The sequence below is a fragment of the Clostridium sp. C105KSO13 genome, from assembly GCF_001517425.1.
Taxonomy (GTDB): domain Bacteria; phylum Bacillota; class Clostridia; order Lachnospirales; family Lachnospiraceae; genus Muricomes.
Map to the genome: position 1 here is coordinate 1 of NZ_FBWL01000126.1, position 17,772 is coordinate 17,772.

Below are 17,772 nucleotides of genomic sequence, written 5' to 3' on the forward strand. Positions count from 1 at the left end.
TCTTGAATCCGTTCTTTCCATAAAGCTCTATTACCTTGATCCATTGTATAACCTCCTAAAGACATTTTAGGTTAATTTTACAGGATCTGCATGGAGATTACACGACGCTATCTTTTGAAGCACTTACTGAATACTCACGGTATATCATTACAAGCCGAAACATTGATTCACAGTGATCAGGGTTGCCACTACACAAGTTACAAATTTATTCAGCTAATAAAAGACAGTAACTTACGTCAGTCTATGTCTCGTCGTGGAAACTGTTGGGACAATGCACCTCAGGAAAGCTTCTTTGGTCATATGAAAGATGAAATCGACCTATCTATGTGCCGTGACTTCTCTGACGTTAAGTACAAAATAGATGACTGGATCGACTATTACAACAACGATCGTTATCAATGGCAACTAGCAAAGTTATCTCCCAATGAGTTCTATCAGTTTATAACAACTGGAAATTACCCATTGGCTATAAATAATATTCCAGAGGCTAAAGTTTAACATCCGCCTCTGGGACAACCACATACCTTATATCATCGGCTAGATGAAATGGTATGAAAATTTTGTCCTTGACATGGGGTACACTTTAATTTAAAATAGCAACTGAAGATAACGATTCACATATGTACTCACTATGGCATAATTTAATGTGATACGATATATACTATAGTAACCATTATTCAATTTTCGCGAAAATTTCACTTGACGCCATGGCACGTTTTCGTGTATTATAATGGTAACTCATCTAACATGATTAGAAGGAGAATCCGGTTTTCGCATAGCGATTACCGGCTTTTTATTTTCCTGCCTTATTTTTCAGATACTTTTGGTAATCATTTTCATAATCTCTCTTGGCACTAATAAAGAATATAGGATATCCTGTAATTAAACGTACCTTCTTTTCACTTTTGTCATCAAACACAACCAAATAATCCAATTCTTCCTCTTGATAACGCAAGTAAATACGATTTTTCTTATCTGAATTTATTTTTTCCCAATACTTAACTCTTGAATCTCCAGCATTAAACATATCAATAATTGCTCTTATCCAATGTACTCGAACTGCACGATAAATACATTTCTCACGTTCTAATCCATTGTTCATAATAATTGCATCAAATGCATCTATACAGTTATTTGCACAAATCGTTGAAGCATAATCGTTAATGCAAGGTTGAATATCTAGTTTCGCCTTTTCTTCTATACTTGATGCATGCCAAAAGATTTCAGCTTTGTAGTCTATCCAATTAAGTGGAACTAATACCTCGCGTCCCGCTAATACTGCACGATTCTCTTTGTTTGCTAATGTTAATTTAAATTCATCATGACATTTATCCATAATTGTAGAAACATCGGATAAACCACTAATATCAATTGTCTTTAGTTTATCCATCGTTCTACTCCTTCGGTCCCCAAATAAATAAATTGAACTTGCTTTCACCATACCGAGTATTTTTATCAAGGTTAACTTGTTTTTGTAATTCATTTACAAAATCTATTTTCCCTTGATTTGCACCTTGTTTTTCAGTTAATCCTCTGTGATAAAAAGCTATTGCCCCGTTAATTAAATCTGCTAATTGAAGAATTTCAGATTCTCTTGAATTAATCTGCCCTATCTGATCAATCACTTCCTGTTTAAAATCATATATATTATTGCAAAGAACTTTTCTTAATTTATCTACTCTTTTTCCACCACGTGTATCTTTAATATCCACCATAATATGATATTTGTTGTTAGGCGAAATAACTGGATCTAACATACGATAATACATTTTATAATACCATAAATCATAATCTCCATTATTATATTTTTCATGATCAAGTGAACCTTTTCCACCTGCCACTAATCCTCTGTAATATAAGTTTGGATTCGAAAAGAAATAATGTAATAAATCAAGGTAAAAATCCACTTTAGATTCAGATACTTTCGTCCACTTAATTTCAAAAAATGAACTTATATTGTATTTTCGTTTAATATTTCGTATTTCTTCGTAAATTTCTTTCTTTTTTTCTCTTGGACAATAAATAGCTCCCAATATCATAACTGGCGAGTCATCATTTTCCAGATGACAGCTTTCATCACAGTACACATTGAATAACTCTTTCATCTATTCCTCCATTTTTCCTAATTTTATATCAAGTATCACTTATTGCTGAACTCAATTTTTCTTACATAGCCCTAGATATTTGCTACTATTTCTTTAAGTTGAAACAGTTCCTCTTTTGTCAGTGTAGTTCCTTTTCCCATCTTCTCATGCTCTGGTGCCCAGTCTCTAATATCGTATTTTGGTGCTCCGCCATTCCAGCTGATTAGATTTATCTCTTTTCTCCAACCTTTAGCATTTTCAGATAATACCCCGATTTCTTCTATAATATCATATTTTATATCAGCCATAATCATTTGCTCCTTTAGAATTAACTATGCTACATTTATCCATCCATATCCCTGAACTGCCATATCAACAAAATGATTCATCAGTAGGTTGATTTTTGACTGGAACGATTCCTTATCATAACTATCTGGTAAGTCCTCGTTAAGCGCAACTTCAATTGCCGTTTTCACCTTTGCTTTTGGTTGTTCGTCCTTGTACCAATCTACTACTAACAACTCTTTCTTGTTATCCATCAGTCTTTGATATAAATGTTTTGCAGATAATTTTACCTTCTGCTCGTCCGCCTGTGTAAGTTTTTTTCCTGTAACAAGCAAATCATAGATTTCCAATTCTTCCTCAGTCAGTCCTTCCGTGCTAGCTCTATCATTTTCCTTTTTCAATTCTTCCACAAGTTTTACTAACTGTTCATAATAATCTTCATTTTCCGAACCACCAGCATTATATGCATCTATGATGTTCTTAAATCGCTGTGAAAATTTCGTTCTCGTACAGTTTTTGTTTAGCATCTGTTGTAGTGCTTTTTCAATAAATTCTTTTAAATCATCAATTTCGACAGCTTTGTACTTCGCTATCTTCATTTCTTTTCTAAGCGCATCTACATCGACTTTAGAAAGATCTACTATCTTTGAATTATGAATCATATACTGCGGTGTATCCTCACGAACCATAGATACAAATTTATCGTTAGCAGTAACACTCCCATCCAATATTTGCTGCATTTTCAGTCTTGCACGTGCAATTTTTTCATCATCAATGGTTCGATAAAATAATCCATGAAGATAAAGTAATGGTGAGAACTTCCCATTGTACCAATTCTTTTCGAATATTTCTGGTTTTGATGCCTCATACAAATTAATTAATGTATTCAGAATAACCTTAAATTTTTCCTTATCTTCATCATTGGCAATAATTTTATCATATGCATCTCTTAAATCATCCAATCGGTCAAATGTAGACGAACTCGTCACTATTGCATCAATGTCAATTCCTAATTCAAGAAGAAATGCATCAGCCTCTTCGATAGTTGCGTCAATGTACCCGATCAGTTTATCAATATCCTTTGCTGGAAATTCTGCTCCATCATCTCCTGTTGCATATTCTGATAATGCTTTCTTCATGTATTTAAACACATTTACATAGTCGACAATAATTCCACAAGGTTTGTCTGGATATACTCTGTTTGCACGTGCTATCGCCTGCATAAGAGTATGCCCTTTCATAGGCTTATCCAAATACAGCGTTGATAAATTCGGCACATCAAATCCTGTCAGCCACATTGCACATACAAATACTAATTGTAACTTGTCCGTCGGCTCTTTAAATCTGTCTTCAATATCTTTTCCATCTGTCGTAAATGCTTTCATTTTGGCACGATGCTCTGAAATTTTTAAGTCCTGTTTTGCAAATTTAGCCTCTTCATCTGCCTCTTCAGAAATAATAACTGCCATTTCAACATTATTCATATAATTTAAAATATCTGTTAACTGATCTCGTTTTTCTTTCGTATCAGCTGTATTTCTATCCTGCATTATTTTCTGCTTTTCAATAGACCAATAGTGTTGAACCTTGTCATACATTTTTACCGCAGTATATTTATCAACGGATACAACCATACCCTTCCCAAGGAATCCACGTCTCGGAAAATGATACGCAATGTCCTGTGCAATTTTATCCAAACGATCATCACGTTTAATAACTTCCAAGATACGAGAGGAAGAATTTTCAAGAAGCCTTGTTTCATCCTCGTTCAAATTTTCTTTTTCAATAATATCTACAACATCATCATCTAGAAAATCATTCTGCAGTCCTACTTCTGGGACACGTCTGGAATAGAACAATGGTACGGTAGAACCGTCCTCTACAGACTGTGCAAAATTATATTCTGATACATAATCTCCAAACCACTGATTTGTTAATCTTTTTGCCCCTAACAGAGGTGTTCCTGTAAATGCAATGTAATTTGCATTTGGAAGTGCTGTACGCATATTTTGAGCTAGGTCTTTATATTGTGTCCTGTGTGCCTCATCAACAAGCACAATAATATCATCACGGACTGACAGTACTGGGTATTTCATTGTTTTATCATATTTGAATTTGTGTATCAATGTGAAGATAAAAGCCTTATTTGTCTGCAAAAATTCACGTAACTGCTTTCCATCTTTCGGTTGGCATTCTTCTTTTGCCCCTATTACTTCTGTACGAACAAAGCTCTTATGTATCTGTGTATCAAGATCCGCTCTATCTGTAATGACCAAGAATGAAAAGTTTCCTGATATCTTTCTCTTCACTTTCCTTGCAAACATAACCATAGAAAAAGATTTTCCAGAACCTTGCGTATGCCAAAATACACCTAATTTACCATTCAGTTCTTTTCTATTTTTCACAGACTCCATCAGATTGTTTACACCTAAATACTGATGATTTTTGGCAATGATTTTAATAGACTGATTCTGAAACATCACAAAATTCTCAATATAATCTGTCAAGCGGTCTTTCAAAAATAATCCGTCCAGTAAGTATCTGATGGAACTATCCTTTACTGTTTCTGCCTTCAGAATGGCATCTCGGTCTAAAGCCTCTTTTTCAGAATTAATCTTTAACCATTCAAAGAAATAGTCATAGGTTGCATTAAATGCTCCCAACTTCGTTTCAAGTCCATTTGACAATACACAAATCTGGTTAAATGCAAACAGATTCGGTATATCCTTTAAATAATCTTTTAAATTCTTATTATAGGCTTCTTCCACTTTTACAATGCTGTTTTTCAGTTCTATAAACACAAGCGGCATTCCATTTACAAATAGAAGTACATCAGGACGTCTGTAATAGACTTTTCCCTGTATCCACATCTGAGATACAGCCGTAAAGGTGTTGTTGCTCGACATGTCGAAATCAATCAGCTTTATAAAATCAAAATCTTCTTTTCCATTCTTGCGAACCGTAATCTTTATTCCATTTCTGATTTGTTGATATAATTTGTAATTCGTTGCTACAATATCAGTTCCTGTAAAATCTTTTCTTAAATCTTTGACAATACACTCAACGTATTCTGCTGAAATGCCTGGATTAATTGCTTTCAGTGATTGTTCCATAATAACAGGAAGTACACATTCTTTTTTAGAGGAACGCATTGTTCCATCATTCAAATCATCTCTTTTACTTGGGTCGGCATCACATATGATAATGTCATACTTAAAAGGAGCATCTTTTAATTTTCCAAGTATTGCTTGTTCAATGTCATCTTCTGATATAAAATTACGCATACTGACACCTCCAGTTTATTTTACTTCAAGTTTTCCACTCATTAGGCGTGGAAGAAGTAGGTCACGCTGCTTTAATAACAATTGATTGTTTCTAACTAAACGTTCAATTTCGTTATAACACGGCGAAACATAATCATTATATTTACTAATAAGTTCATCTGTCGGAATTAAAATACACAACTTATTAATGTTTTTAGGATAAACATGTGGCTGTGCAGCACCACATTGCATATTGCTTATTACCGGTTGCAAATATTTTAGTGTGTTATACACAAACCACAATAATTCATCATCTTGAAAATAAGAACAATCCGCACCCCATATGTCCTTTAAATGATATTGCATAAATCCTGCATTGGCTCCTGAAGCACTTATTGTCAGACTCTTCCCAAATATATTTGCTTCATTATGATATCCAGAAGGTTGAAGTCCGGCAGATATTACTGGTATATTTCCATTTACCATCTGTGCTGTTGTAATATTTTTGCCACGTACAAATTCTCCTAAAATCCTCAATTCTTCATAATTAAAGTTTTTCGGTGCAAGATGTTTAATATCTTCACTTTCAACTTGCCATCCTCTTGGTTTCTTTTCTTCAAACTCCACATTCTTATATCCTGGAAATCTAAATCTAACAAACCATTCTTTGTAAAGATTTTCAGCCATTTTCTCTAATAAGCCTATTCTTTTATTGTTGTTTTCAATCAAATTATCATAAGTTGACAGAATCCTAGCTATTTCTTTTTGTTTTTCATAATTTGGAGCTTCAAATTTTACTTTTCGTATTTTAGCAAGGCTTAAATTATCTTGTGTTGTCCCTTTTGAAATCTGCTGCATATACACTTTAAACATATCCATCATGTATTTCACATATTTTGTGTCAGCAACATTAACATACGGTTCAAACCCCACCACACTATCTGGAAAGCAAGCATCAATAGCAAGAATAGCTGATTCTGCAATATTTGCAGCTATAGTTATACACAATGTACCTTTTTTCCACAATTTACTTTGTGCAAGTCCTACTTCATTATAGGTTTCTGAGTATTCAGTAATATATAAATTTGCCTTCTTTACATCTGCTGTTTGAATAAATGGATACTCTCCTCCAAACAGAATCGAAGCATTTCTTGGTCTATGTTTGGATTTTCCTCTATTTATTTCCCCTAAATCTTCAATTGAACAAGTTTTCCAATCTTTATGCATATCACTCACCTAACAAGCCTTTCAGATTATCAGAAATGAGTTTTTCCAATTCTTTTGCCTCTTGATTAAGATTTAATAAATCCTTATTAAGTCCCAGCATTTCTGCTTTAAACTCTTCTTCCGTCATTCCATCATCTTCTATTACAACTCCAACATATCTACCTGCATTCAAAGAATAATCTTGATCAATAATGCCGTCTTCCCCATCAAGCATAGCTACTTTGCAAAGTCCAATAACATCCTCGTAAACTCCATTTGGAAATCTTTCATTCAGCCATTCTATCTGACTATTCCAATATGCTTTTGTTAAAACTTCTTTATCTTCGGATTCTTCTGGAGCCTGTTGCAAACTGTTATTATATTCAGCTAATAAATTTTCTAATGCATTGGTATCACCATTATATAATTTAGAAATCACACCAAGATTTTTAATCTGTTCATCTGTAAATTTTCTATGTGCTCTATCAACCTGTGTAAATACATTTCGAGCATCAATGAAAAGAACTTCCTTTTTCTTATCTGTATTTGGCTTCTTTTTATCAAAGAACCACAATGTAGCAGGAAGTGTTACGGAAGAAAACATATTAGAAGGAAGCGTTACCATCTGAGATATAATACCTTCATCTATCATTTTCTTTCTGATATCGTATTCTGAACCAGAAGCATCTGATGCAGAGTTGGCCATTACAAGAGCAGCTCGTCCATTTTCATTTAAAGCGGATGCAAAATAACCAATCCACAGATAATTAGCATTTGGAACTGTTTCTTTTTTATCTGATACTTTTTTCTTAGAATTTGTTTTATTCCGTGGGACGCCGTATGTATTAAAACGAGCATCATCGATAACCTTATCCACTACGACTTCATCAACATTAAAGGGCGGATTTGCCATTACATAGTCAAAACCTTCAAATGCATTATATGGATCTGAATAAAAAGAATTTGCCTCAGTAATCTCACCACGCACATTATTCAGAAGGAGATTCATTTTTGCTAATTTTACCGTATCCGGTTCTTTTTCAACTCCATAACATCTAAACTTCATTTGTTCCGATTCGCTTGCATTATGATTGTGCATATAGCGTGCTGCCTGTACAAACATACCACCTGATCCACATGCTGGGTCTAAGAACTTTTTATCTCCTGGTTCAGGATTCAATACCTCTACCATATATCTAACAACTGTAGCTGGAGTATAGAATGTTCCTCCATCCTTACCTTCTGCTAATGCAAAATTACCAAGAAAGTATTCATAGATTTCTCCAAATATATCAACTGTACAATTCTCAGGAATGTCCTTAAAAATACGAACAATATTGGATAGGAGTTCTGGCTCTTCCTCTGGAACCAACTGTGCATAAACTTCTTTCGGCAGTACTCCATCCATCTTTGGGTTTTCTTTTTCTATTTCCTCCATTGCTTTTTTTACAACAATCGCTTTATTAGCATCATCTGGTGCATCATTAATCGCATCGTAATATGCACATTCTGGTAGAAAAAAACCACACTTTTCAATCGAAATCTCCTTGATGGATTTTTCCATACGTCCACCTTTGAATTTCTCATATTCACTTTTAATTTCTTCCTTGTGCTGTTTAAATAGAATATCAGCATATCTAAGGAAAATCAGTCCCAATATAGGCTGTCCATATTTATTTGCCGCCAAATGCGCACTTGCACGTAACACGTCTGCCGAATGCCATAGTCTATCTTTCAATTTTTTTAATTCTGTATCGGTCACGTATCTATTCCTCCGCTAATTGTATTTTGTTATTTCTCATGCTCTAATTTACGCAATTTTCTTGGATCTTGTGGTTTTTCAGTATTCTCAGGGATTAACCACATACTTCCCTTCAAAACTGCACCAGCGATTCTTCCTTCTTTACAATATATTGCTACTCGTCTTTGAGTGATATTCCATTTTGAAGCACATTCTGCTGTAGTTAAATATTCCATGCTATTTACCCTCCATAAAATCTACAACAATATCTTTCTCTATTATATTCTTAGAGGCGAACACTTTCAAGGACTTCTTGTATCATTTGCTCATGCTGTTTCTGCTATCCATTCACATTCTTATCCCAAAGAAACCCGTATTTATCTTTCCTAAAATAATTATACAATTATTTATACCCAAAAAGCTCCACCTGATTATTTTCATAACCCAATGAAGCTTCTTCTACTAAATCTTCTAATTCGGAGCAAACTCAATCTTCGATTCCATATCCATTCCATCAGCCAATCTTTTTAACAGGTTAATCGATGGATTTCAAGTTCTGTTTTCCAACTTACTGATATCTGCCTGATTAATTCCACTTCGTTCCGCCAATTACTTCTGTGTAAGATTTTGAGATACTCTTGCGTCAACAATTGCACTAATCTCATCAAATTCAGGTTGCTGATTGTCATATTCTTTTTTAAACTCTTCGTCTTGCAACTGTTCTGCTAGAAAATCATCATATTTTCTCATTCTTCTCACACCTTTCCAAGTAATTGTTTATATACATTTTAGCCGTTCTTATCTCCGACTTTAGGGGTTTTCTGTGTCTTTTTGAAAGTAATTTACATTTTTATCATAGCTTGGCAACTCATTTCACATTAACACATTTCATTATTTTCAGTTAAAATCCTGTCGTAAATGTGTCGTAAAATCACTGCATTATTCCCATAAACTTCAGCAATTACAAGCAATTCGCTACCTCTGTTGATACTATGCCGTGGCAGACGAATAGTATCTTAATCATATTTTCGTCCTTTCATTAAAAATTTTAATTCCCTCGAATTCGGGGGAATTAAAATACCTCATGCTATTTTAAGTAATTCAATTCTTTTTGATCTTCCAATACAGTCATTTGGTGAATTGCAATACTATTCAATTTCATCAATCTCTTACTCTGTAAGACTCCGTCTTCAATAAGTACAGCGTTAATATTCTCCATATTGGACAGACAAATCAATTCATTTATACTGGCATAATCTCTGATATTGCCTTTCTTCTCTGGATATTTATCTCTCCACTGTTTAGCTGTCATTCCAAATAATGCTACATTCAACACATCCGCTTCTGAGGCGTAAACAATAGATGTCTGCTTTGAAGTCAATTGTGCAGGAATAAGGTTTTGCTTAATTGCATCTGTATGTATTTTGTAATTAATTTTGGCTAACTCCCTTTTAGCATTCCAACCTATTTGCGCCTGTTCTATTTGTTTTAATCGTTCAAACTCTTTTATAAGATATAGTTTAAATTGTGGAGAAACCCAACTTGCAAATTCAAACGCAATATCCTTATAAGCATAGGTTCCGCCATATCGTCCTGCTTTTGCAATAATTCCTTTAGAATTTGTCCTTTTTACCCATTGCTTCACTGACATAATAAAACGGTTTAATCCTGCTTCTTGCATAATAGTTTGATACACATTTGTATCAAAGGCTTCATTATATATTTCTTCCCATATACCTAAAAACTCAATTGTATTCTTGTTTCTCAGCCATTTTTCTATTAACGAAGAGCCATTTTCAATATTGCGAACCATATCAGTCAATGATATATAATCGTTTTCTTCAATTTTATAAACTTGTATCTCCGTACCATTTACATTAAGCTTACCCATAATGCCACCTAAACAACTCCTTCTGGAACTTCTCATTCAAAATAACAGTTGTGTAATTAAACGATTTCTGTTTTTATAGGTTATATTATAAATTCCCTCAACTAACAAGTCAAATGGGTACTTATAATTTCTCTCATTGTTTTTAGCTTAGCCGTCTTTTACTTCACTAGCTTGTATCATCTTTATCATTTCTATAGTTTTAAAAATATCATATCGGAACATCTTTCAAAGGTTGTAAACTCGTTGTAAAATATTGCTTTATCGTCTTATCGCCATCATAAAACAAGGGTTTTTAGAGCTATAAACATATTCTGCCGTGGCAGACGAATAGTATCTTAATCATATTTTCATCCCTTCATTATTACATCAATACTTCCCACTTACCTTTTCAAATGCACCGTTGCTCTGGTACTCCCTTCACAGAAGTGGTGAATTTACCCTCAATATGTTCCTTTGCAGTATACAGCAAATATGCGAAGGTTTTCAAACCGTCTACTGCCTGTAAACCTATTGCAGTCTGCCATGCTTTATTTTTTTCAATCTGTCCCGGTTTGCCTTGTTTGATATATTCTCGAAGCTCAAGCTGCCAGTTCTATCCCTCTGACATATCTGTACGTCCTTTCCTCGTAATTCCCCATGTTCTCAGGACCTTGTGGTGTTTCATGATATCCGGATTTTAATACTGGATTCTGAAATAATCCAAATATGTCTTATATCTGTCCTGTGCCGCCAGGCAGGTATCCGTCAGATAGCCTTTTTCATTATTCCATTTTTTCAAGCCACGATAATAAAACAGCTTCAGATTTTCATCAATAATAAATGGAACGATATTGTATTTTAGGCATTCTTTGAACATAATTAGTCTTCCTGCACGACCGTTACCGTCCTGAAACGGGTGAATTCGTTCAAATTTAACATGGAATTCCAGTATATCTTCCAAGGTTTTTTCTTCTTTAGAATTGTACTCAGTTAATAGCGCTTTCATCCTATCAGCAACTTCTTCCGGAAGTGCAGTCTCCATACCGCCAACTTCACTTAGCATCTTCTTATAATCGCCCACAGCAAACCAGCCCTTTCCGGAGTCGCTGGTGCCTGTTTTTAACATAAAATGAAGTTCTTTGATAAACTTTTCAGACAGTGCAGATTTCTCATTGTCAATAATCACATCAATGCAGCGGAAGTGATTTACTGTTTCAATCACATCATCCACATTCAGCACTTCATTTTCTACACCGATTGTATTCGTTTCAAAGATATCCCATCGATTTTGTCGTTCTTGAAGACATTATTTAAACATAAAACTAAATTTAGGAATACTGTAACGTTTTTTAATTAATCACTCCACCACCTTTTTATTCCCAGCTTATCATATTTTGTTTCAAAGAAAGGCTGAACACCAGTTATTTTAATCAACTGATTTTTCAGCCCCATAGTCCCCTTATTATTTTGCTACTACTATCCCTCTCGAAATGAATTAAACTACTATCTGTTTGTCCAGTGAACCGGCTCTCTCCCTGCCAGCACTGCTATGATGTCCTTGCATGTTGTCATGCTGACGTTATAATACGCCTCTGCTGTTTCCGAACCGGTATGCGGAGTCAGTACAACATTGTCACATTCGAACAATTCAGAATCAGCCGGCAATGGCTCCGGAACAAACGCATCCAGCCCCACACCTGCAAGATGTCCTTTTTTCAGTGCCCTTATCAATGCATCTGTGTCAATTAATGCTCCTCTTGCTGTGTTAACAATATAGGCCCCCTTCTTCATTTTTAAAAACATCTCATCATTAAACATATTCTGTGTTTCCCTTGTGGCAGGTATATGTATGCTCAAAACATCACTCTGTGTAATGACCTCTTCCTGTGTTGTCAGACGAACGCCCAGTTCCTCTGCAGCCGCCCAGTTTGGAAAGAGATCACAGGCAATCAGTCTCACATCAAAAGCGGCCAATTTTCTTGCAACAAGCCTCGCAATAGCGCCGAATCCAAGCAGCCCGACTGTCTTGCCTTTTAATTCAGAGCCAATATTTCTGGGCCATCTTCCTTTTTCAACTTCATTGTGCAGGGGCACAACTTTACGAAGCAAATCTAAAATAAGTCCAACTGCCAGTTCTGCAACCGCATTAGAGTTCTGCCCCGGTGCATTGAGCACCTTTATTCCATATCGTTTTGCGGCTTCTCCGTCAATATTATCTACTCCGACGCCAAACTTTGCAACCGCCTTCAAATCAGGCGCTGCTTTCAATATTTTTTCATCAAAAACATCCATTCCAATCAGTGCAGCATCTATCTGCCCAATAATGGATAAAAGTTCCTCTTCCGAATATGCCGGAAATTCTCTGGAACCATCAAAAATAACTTCATGTCCATTTTCTTCAAGCAGTTTCCAGGCATCTTTACATAATGTATCAAAGTGTGAAGCAGACACTAATATTTTTCCCATAATTTTTTTATCCTTCCTGCTAAGATGAATCAGACCTTTTGTGAACGCCTGACAGAAATAATAATCGACACCAATACAATTAACCCATAAGCCATTTTCTGTACGCCAAACGGAAGATTCATGGCTACAAGGATGCCAAGCAGAATGGTAATAGTCAAAGACCCTGCAATAGAACCAAGATAATTTCCGCTTCCCCCTAACATAGAAGTTCCGCCGATTGCAACCGCAGCGATAGATTGAAACTGGTATGTATCCCCCATCGCCAGGTAATAGGAACCTATTTTCCCCGACATAAGCAATCCTGCGATACCGGCAGTCATGCCACTTAAAGCATAAGTCAGTGTTATAACCCGATTTACTTTGATACCTGAATAATTGGCAACAACAGCATTGTTTCCGATTGAAAACAGCCTGCGCCCGAATTTCATTTTAAACATCATAATCATCACTATAACTGTAAATATCAACCAGATGATTACCATAATAGGTATTCCAAAGACGGAGTCCTGGCCGAGTGTAATCAAAAATTTCGGTGCCGCCTGCCCGGGTGCCCCCTGCGTGACAGCAACCACAGCTCCCTGAAGTATAATATTCATGCCGAGGGTCATAACAATGGCCGGCACACGCAGATAAGAAATACACAGCCCATTGACAGCTCCGAGCCCAAAAGTCAAAAGCAATACCAGCGGAACAGCCCACACAAGGTTTGCATCATTGGAACCGATAAAGTTTGTAACCATGTAGGCCGCCGTCGTCATCATCCATGCAACGGATAAATCAATTCCGCCTGTGATGATGACCAGTGTCTGTCCAATTGCCACAAAACCGATCAAAGCAGACTCAATGAAGATTGTTTTTATATGTGCTGCACTGGCAAAGCCGGGCATATAAATTGAGAATGCGCCAAATAGAACAAGCGCAACTGCGTAGCAGAATATAACTGTCTGATTTTTCTTAATCGTTGCAGAAAAACTCATCACTCTGTCATCTCCTTTCTCTCACGGACAATTTCACTGATTGTTGAGAGCAGCACAGCAATAATCAGCAGCATGCCCTGGAATAATGTGGACCAGTAAGAAGATGCTCCCAAAAATACCAAAAGATCATTAATCATCTTGTATACCAGAACACCAATAATAGTCCCGTACTGACCGCCGACTCCACCTGTTAAAAATGTACCGCCGATTACAACCGCACCGATAGCCTGGTTGAAAAAACTCTCCCCTGCCGTCGGTGAACCGGTAGCAGTCACAGCCACACGATACAAACCACACATCGCCGCAAACAGACCGGATACGGCATAAGCAAACAGATTCACCTTCATGACATTAATTCCGTTTAAGGATGCCGCATGTGCATTATTTCCCACGGCATAAAGAGTAATGCCAAGCCTTGTTTTTCTAAACCATGTCCAAAGCAGCAGACATACAATAATAATGATTAAAGCAATAGATATTTTTCCTCCAAACCGATAAGTCAGAGCATTAATAAAACTTTCAGCAGGTTCTCCCCCATCTTTCGGAAGCACTAGATAGGCAATGCCGCCGCATATATACCACGTACAAAATGTTACGATAAACGGCTGTACCTTCAATTTCTGGATTATAAACCCATTAAAGAGTCCAACACCAAGTCCTATTGCAAGGCTGACAATACACACCAGCAATATGGACACAGGATTGTCTTTCATATATACTGCTGCAAAACTGCTTACAATGCTGATCACACCCGCAATAGAAAGGTCAATCCCCCCAACCAGCAGGACAAATGTTTCTCCGATCGCGGCAAACATCAAAGTCAACGCTGCTTCCGATTTCAGGCTGACCCAGCTTAATGTCAGGGTGTTCGGCTGCAGATATAGTGTGATCAATTCCAATATAACAAACAAAATAATGGAGACTTTTGCAGGAGATTTCCAAAATGCCGATTCTTTTATTTTCTTCATTGATGTTTTCCTCCCCTTCAAATTGCTTCTTCCCCGACAGAGATGCGGATGATATTTTCTCTGGAAACCAGCTCCCGGTCCAGCCGCCCTGCAATTGTACCATTGTTCATAATAATGACACTGTTGCAGACATTCATTAACTCTTCAGAATCTGTTGAATAAAAAAGGATTGCTTTCCCCTCTTTTGCGTATTGTTTTGTCATATTGAACATCTCTTTTTTTGTCCCGACATCAACACCCCTGGTAATATCATACATGAGAATGATGTCCGGTTCTGTCGCCAGTTCTTTTGCAAGAACAACCTTTTGTTGATTTCCTCCGCTGAGAGTGCCGACTATTGTTTCCGGTGATTCTGCTTTTATTGATAACCGCCTTATCCCCCTGTTCACAATTTTCTTTTCTTTTTCCCTAGATAAAAATAAGCCCGTACAAACCTTATCCAAACAGGCAAGCGTAATGTTTTCCCGTATATTCTGCTTTAGCACTACCCCTTGCAGCCCCCGCTCTTCAGGGATCAATGCAATGCCTTCTTTCATGGCGGCTGCCGCACTTTTCAGTCTTAGAGTTCTGCCCTTAATTGTAATTTCTCCTGAATAAGGAAACATTCCAAACAGACATTTGAATAGTTCCGACTGCCCCTGGCCTGCCAGACCTCCCACACCCAGAATCTCCCCCGCCTGAATGTCGAGATTAATCTTTTTCAGCTTATGTCCGCTATTTACATTCTTCATGGATACCAGCACTTCTTCTTTGGCAAAATCCTCTTTTACCGGATAATATCCTCCTATTTCTCTTCCCAGCATCAGCGAAACCAGCTGATCGGATTTTGCTTCCTTCATTGGCAGACTGGCAACATCTGTACCTCCACGGTATACAACTACCTTTGTACAGAGTTCTTGTATCTCATCGAGCCTGTGTGAAATAAAAATAATGATTTTCTTCTCACTTGCAAGACGGCGGATAATATTCATCAGCCATTTTACCATCTTTTCAGACAAGGCCGACGTAGCCTCATCGAAGATGATAATATCGCCGTCACGATTTAAGGCTTTTAATATCTCCAGCACTTGTTTTTGGGACAAAGACAGCTCTTTTACTTTCGTTTTCGGATTCAGTTTATCCACTCCATACTTTTCAAATAATTTAATTGTGTCTTGCTCTATCTGCTTATAGCTGACCCTGTTCATTTTATCTACATCATAAAAACCTAAAAACAGATTTTCTGCAATTGTCAGTTCGGACACCAGACTGAGTTCCTGATAGACAGCACATATCTTTTGTTCAATTGCATTCCTTGTATTCGTAATTTCAATCTTCTCCCCTTCAAGATATATTTCTCCTGAATCTGGCTTATATTCACCGCAAAGAGTTTTTATCAATGTACTCTTCCCTGCACCATTCTCCCCAAGCAATGCTGTAATATCGCCCTTGTTGGCTTCAAAGCACGCATTGTCAAGAGCTTTTACACCTGGAAATGATTTACATATATTTTTCATCTCGAAATCTGGCATAATTGTCCCTTTCCGCAAAGCGGAGAACTGCTTTTTGTAACAGTTCCCCACTTCAGCAAACTCAAAAAATCAATCTGTTACAACATCCATAGGGATATCCATACCAAATGAACTCGGAACCGCCGGCCAAATCAATTCATCAGGCTGATCATTAAAATAGTTTACCCCTTCTTCAAATACATCAACCGGAACATCCGCATATTCACCCATGTCATATTCATTTGAGGTCGCAATAAATGCACAGTCAACCAGAGTTTCCTCATCCATCTCTTCACCGTCCATAATGCGGATTGCATAGTTCAAGGCGATAGCGCTTAATCCGGCAATATACACATCAATGATGCCCTGGGCTTTGTTTTCAACTAAGGCTTTGCCATTACCGTTGTATCCTCCTCCGCAGCTTATCGGAATGTCAAGTCCCGCCTTCTTGAACGCATTGATTACAGATGCGCAATATCCCTGTGTAGTAACTGCATCGATATCCGGGTTTGCCGCAATAACGCTCGCCAATGCCTGTTCACCTTCTGATAACCCATAATTGCTCAGATAATCTGAAACTATATCAATACCATCATATGATTCAAATACAGATTTGGATGCATTATATTCCAGCTCTGCCTCTGCTGCACCCTGCAGACCCTGATCCAAAACAACATTCCCTTTGCCACCCATGGCTTCAGCCATCCAGGTAGCCAGAATACTGTAAGATCTGCCCCCATCAATTCGGATATGCCAGCAGTTTTCATTTGATATAGAAGCTGGCTGATCAAATACAACAATTTTAATTCCAGCCTCACATGCCCGCTTGATTGCCTGGTTAACTCCTGTTTCAGAAGCCGGGTCAACAAGAATACAGTCATATCCCTGCTGTGTCAGCGCATCTATGGAAGCAGCCTGGGACTCCGCATCATTTTCACAATTTACAATAGTCAGTTCGCATCTGCTCGCATACGGCTCTTGAGATGCAACATATTCTGCAATTTTTTCCATCTGCTGACGCCAATCATTGCCCATAAAAGAATTACTTAGAGCAATTTTATATTTGTCGCCCTTAGGATTGATTCTTTCTGTATCAGTTTTTCCGTCATCTGCGGCGGTCGTCTCAGCCTGCTTGGTTTCATCTGAAGCAGTTTCCTTTGTTTCACTTGATGCTGCAGGCTTTGTCTCACTTTTCTGGGGACCTCCGCATCCGAACAGCAGTGCAGATACCATGGCCGCACTGAGAATGATACTTATAACTCTCTTCTTCATCTTTTTCCTCCTCAAAAATACATGGTACTGTAAAGTTTTACAGCCCTATTTTTATTTAAAACCTTTTATTTTCAAGGGTTATATCCACTTTTACAAATAAAATAGCAATGACCCCCCTATTTCGTGTATAATGTAATCACCACAAAAACA

The 17,772-nt window shown here is 37.0% G+C and carries 15 protein-coding genes and 1 pseudogene; 1 reads left to right on the forward strand and 15 read right to left on the reverse strand.

Features of this window, described 5'->3' with window-relative positions:
- Positions 1 to 165: 165 nt before the first annotated feature.
- Positions 166 to 498, forward strand: a pseudogene (locus BN3456_RS01320) (IS3 family transposase); the annotation flags it as partial.
- A gap of 295 nt (positions 499 to 793) precedes the next feature.
- Here BN3456_RS01320 and BN3456_RS01325 read toward each other — a convergent pair.
- The 15 genes from BN3456_RS01325 to BN3456_RS01390 form a co-directional block, all read right to left on the reverse strand.
- Positions 794 to 1,390, reverse strand: a complete 597-nt coding sequence (locus BN3456_RS01325; protein WP_089982226.1) for a hypothetical protein — start codon at positions 1,388 to 1,390, stop codon at positions 794 to 796.
- 4 nt (positions 1,391 to 1,394) lie between these two features.
- Complete coding sequence (locus BN3456_RS01330) at positions 1,395 to 2,105, reverse strand: DUF3800 domain-containing protein (protein ID WP_089982228.1); 711 nt, start codon at positions 2,103 to 2,105, stop codon at positions 1,395 to 1,397.
- A gap of 71 nt (positions 2,106 to 2,176) precedes the next feature.
- On the reverse strand, positions 2,177 to 2,392 hold the full coding sequence (locus BN3456_RS01335; protein ID WP_089982229.1) for a YdbC family protein: 216 nt from the start codon (positions 2,390 to 2,392) through the stop codon (positions 2,177 to 2,179).
- 24 nt (positions 2,393 to 2,416) lie between these two features.
- Positions 2,417 to 5,653: a type I restriction endonuclease subunit R gene (locus BN3456_RS01340; protein ID WP_089982231.1), complete on the reverse strand. Its 3,237-nt coding sequence runs from the start codon at positions 5,651 to 5,653 to the stop codon at positions 2,417 to 2,419.
- A 15-nt stretch (positions 5,654 to 5,668) separates the two neighbouring features.
- Positions 5,669 to 6,859, reverse strand: coding sequence for a restriction endonuclease subunit S (locus BN3456_RS01345; protein ID WP_089982233.1), 1,191 nt, complete (start codon positions 6,857 to 6,859; stop codon positions 5,669 to 5,671).
- A gap of 1 nt (position 6,860) precedes the next feature.
- A complete protein-coding gene (locus BN3456_RS01350) occupies positions 6,861 to 8,600 on the reverse strand; it encodes a type I restriction-modification system subunit M (RefSeq protein ID WP_089982235.1) in 1,740 nt (579 codons plus the stop codon).
- Between the two features lie 29 nt (positions 8,601 to 8,629).
- Positions 8,630 to 8,815: a helix-turn-helix domain-containing protein gene (locus tag BN3456_RS01355; RefSeq protein WP_089982237.1), complete on the reverse strand. Its 186-nt coding sequence runs from the start codon at positions 8,813 to 8,815 to the stop codon at positions 8,630 to 8,632.
- Between the two features lie 373 nt (positions 8,816 to 9,188).
- Positions 9,189 to 9,329, reverse strand: coding sequence for a hypothetical protein (locus BN3456_RS16520; protein ID WP_347457648.1), 141 nt, complete (start codon positions 9,327 to 9,329; stop codon positions 9,189 to 9,191).
- 337 nt (positions 9,330 to 9,666) lie between these two features.
- Positions 9,667 to 10,470 carry a KilA-N domain-containing protein gene (locus BN3456_RS01360; protein WP_089982239.1) on the reverse strand — a complete coding sequence of 268 codons (804 nt, stop codon included), beginning with the start codon at positions 10,468 to 10,470 and terminating at the stop codon, positions 9,667 to 9,669.
- Positions 10,471 to 11,146: 676 nt separating this feature from the next.
- Positions 11,147 to 11,680 (reverse strand): Fic family protein, encoded by a 534-nt coding sequence (locus BN3456_RS01365; RefSeq protein WP_347457649.1) that lies wholly within the window; start codon positions 11,678 to 11,680, stop codon positions 11,147 to 11,149.
- Between the two features lie 272 nt (positions 11,681 to 11,952).
- Positions 11,953 to 12,915, reverse strand: a complete 963-nt coding sequence (locus tag BN3456_RS01370) for a phosphoglycerate dehydrogenase (protein ID WP_089982242.1) — start codon at positions 12,913 to 12,915, stop codon at positions 11,953 to 11,955.
- 29 nt (positions 12,916 to 12,944) lie between these two features.
- Positions 12,945 to 13,892 carry an ABC transporter permease gene (locus tag BN3456_RS01375; RefSeq protein WP_089982244.1) on the reverse strand — a complete coding sequence of 316 codons (948 nt, stop codon included), beginning with the start codon at positions 13,890 to 13,892 and terminating at the stop codon, positions 12,945 to 12,947.
- Positions 13,892 to 14,860 (reverse strand): ABC transporter permease, encoded by a 969-nt coding sequence (locus tag BN3456_RS01380; RefSeq protein ID WP_089982246.1) that lies wholly within the window; start codon positions 14,858 to 14,860, stop codon positions 13,892 to 13,894. Before BN3456_RS01380 ends, BN3456_RS01375 begins: the two co-directional genes overlap by 1 nt.
- 17 nt (positions 14,861 to 14,877) lie before the next feature.
- A complete protein-coding gene (locus BN3456_RS01385) occupies positions 14,878 to 16,371 on the reverse strand; it encodes a sugar ABC transporter ATP-binding protein (protein WP_089982247.1) in 1,494 nt (497 codons plus the stop codon).
- Between the two features lie 69 nt (positions 16,372 to 16,440).
- Positions 16,441 to 17,622: a substrate-binding domain-containing protein gene (locus tag BN3456_RS01390; RefSeq protein WP_089982249.1), complete on the reverse strand. Its 1,182-nt coding sequence runs from the start codon at positions 17,620 to 17,622 to the stop codon at positions 16,441 to 16,443.
- Between the last annotated feature and the right edge of the window lie 150 nt (positions 17,623 to 17,772).

Bases quoted from the DNA above. Each gene is read 5' to 3' on its own strand.
- BN3456_RS01375 (WP_089982244.1), bottom strand. From the start codon at position 13,892: ATGAGTTTTTCTGCAACGATTAAGAAAAATCAGACAGTTATATTCTGC.
- BN3456_RS01335 (WP_089982229.1), bottom strand. From the start codon at position 2,392: ATGGCTGATATAAAATATGATATTATAGAAGAAATCGGGGTATTATCT.
- BN3456_RS16520 (WP_347457648.1), bottom strand. From the start codon at position 9,329: ATGAGAAAATATGATGATTTTCTAGCAGAACAGTTGCAAGACGAAGAG.
- BN3456_RS01360 (WP_089982239.1), bottom strand. From the start codon at position 10,470: ATGGGTAAGCTTAATGTAAATGGTACGGAGATACAAGTTTATAAAATT.
- BN3456_RS01370 (WP_089982242.1), bottom strand. From the start codon at position 12,915: ATGGGAAAAATATTAGTGTCTGCTTCACACTTTGATACATTATGTAAA.
- BN3456_RS01380 (WP_089982246.1), bottom strand. From the start codon at position 14,860: ATGAAGAAAATAAAAGAATCGGCATTTTGGAAATCTCCTGCAAAAGTC.
- BN3456_RS01390 (WP_089982249.1), bottom strand. From the start codon at position 17,622: ATGAAGAAGAGAGTTATAAGTATCATTCTCAGTGCGGCCATGGTATCT.
- BN3456_RS01330 (WP_089982228.1), bottom strand. From the start codon at position 2,105: ATGAAAGAGTTATTCAATGTGTACTGTGATGAAAGCTGTCATCTGGAA.
- BN3456_RS01345 (WP_089982233.1), bottom strand. From the start codon at position 6,859: ATGCATAAAGATTGGAAAACTTGTTCAATTGAAGATTTAGGGGAAATA.
- BN3456_RS01340 (WP_089982231.1), bottom strand. From the start codon at position 5,653: ATGCGTAATTTTATATCAGAAGATGACATTGAACAAGCAATACTTGGA.
- BN3456_RS01325 (WP_089982226.1), bottom strand. From the start codon at position 1,390: ATGGATAAACTAAAGACAATTGATATTAGTGGTTTATCCGATGTTTCT.
- BN3456_RS01385 (WP_089982247.1), bottom strand. From the start codon at position 16,371: ATGCCAGATTTCGAGATGAAAAATATATGTAAATCATTTCCAGGTGTA.
- BN3456_RS01355 (WP_089982237.1), bottom strand. From the start codon at position 8,815: ATGGAATATTTAACTACAGCAGAATGTGCTTCAAAATGGAATATCACT.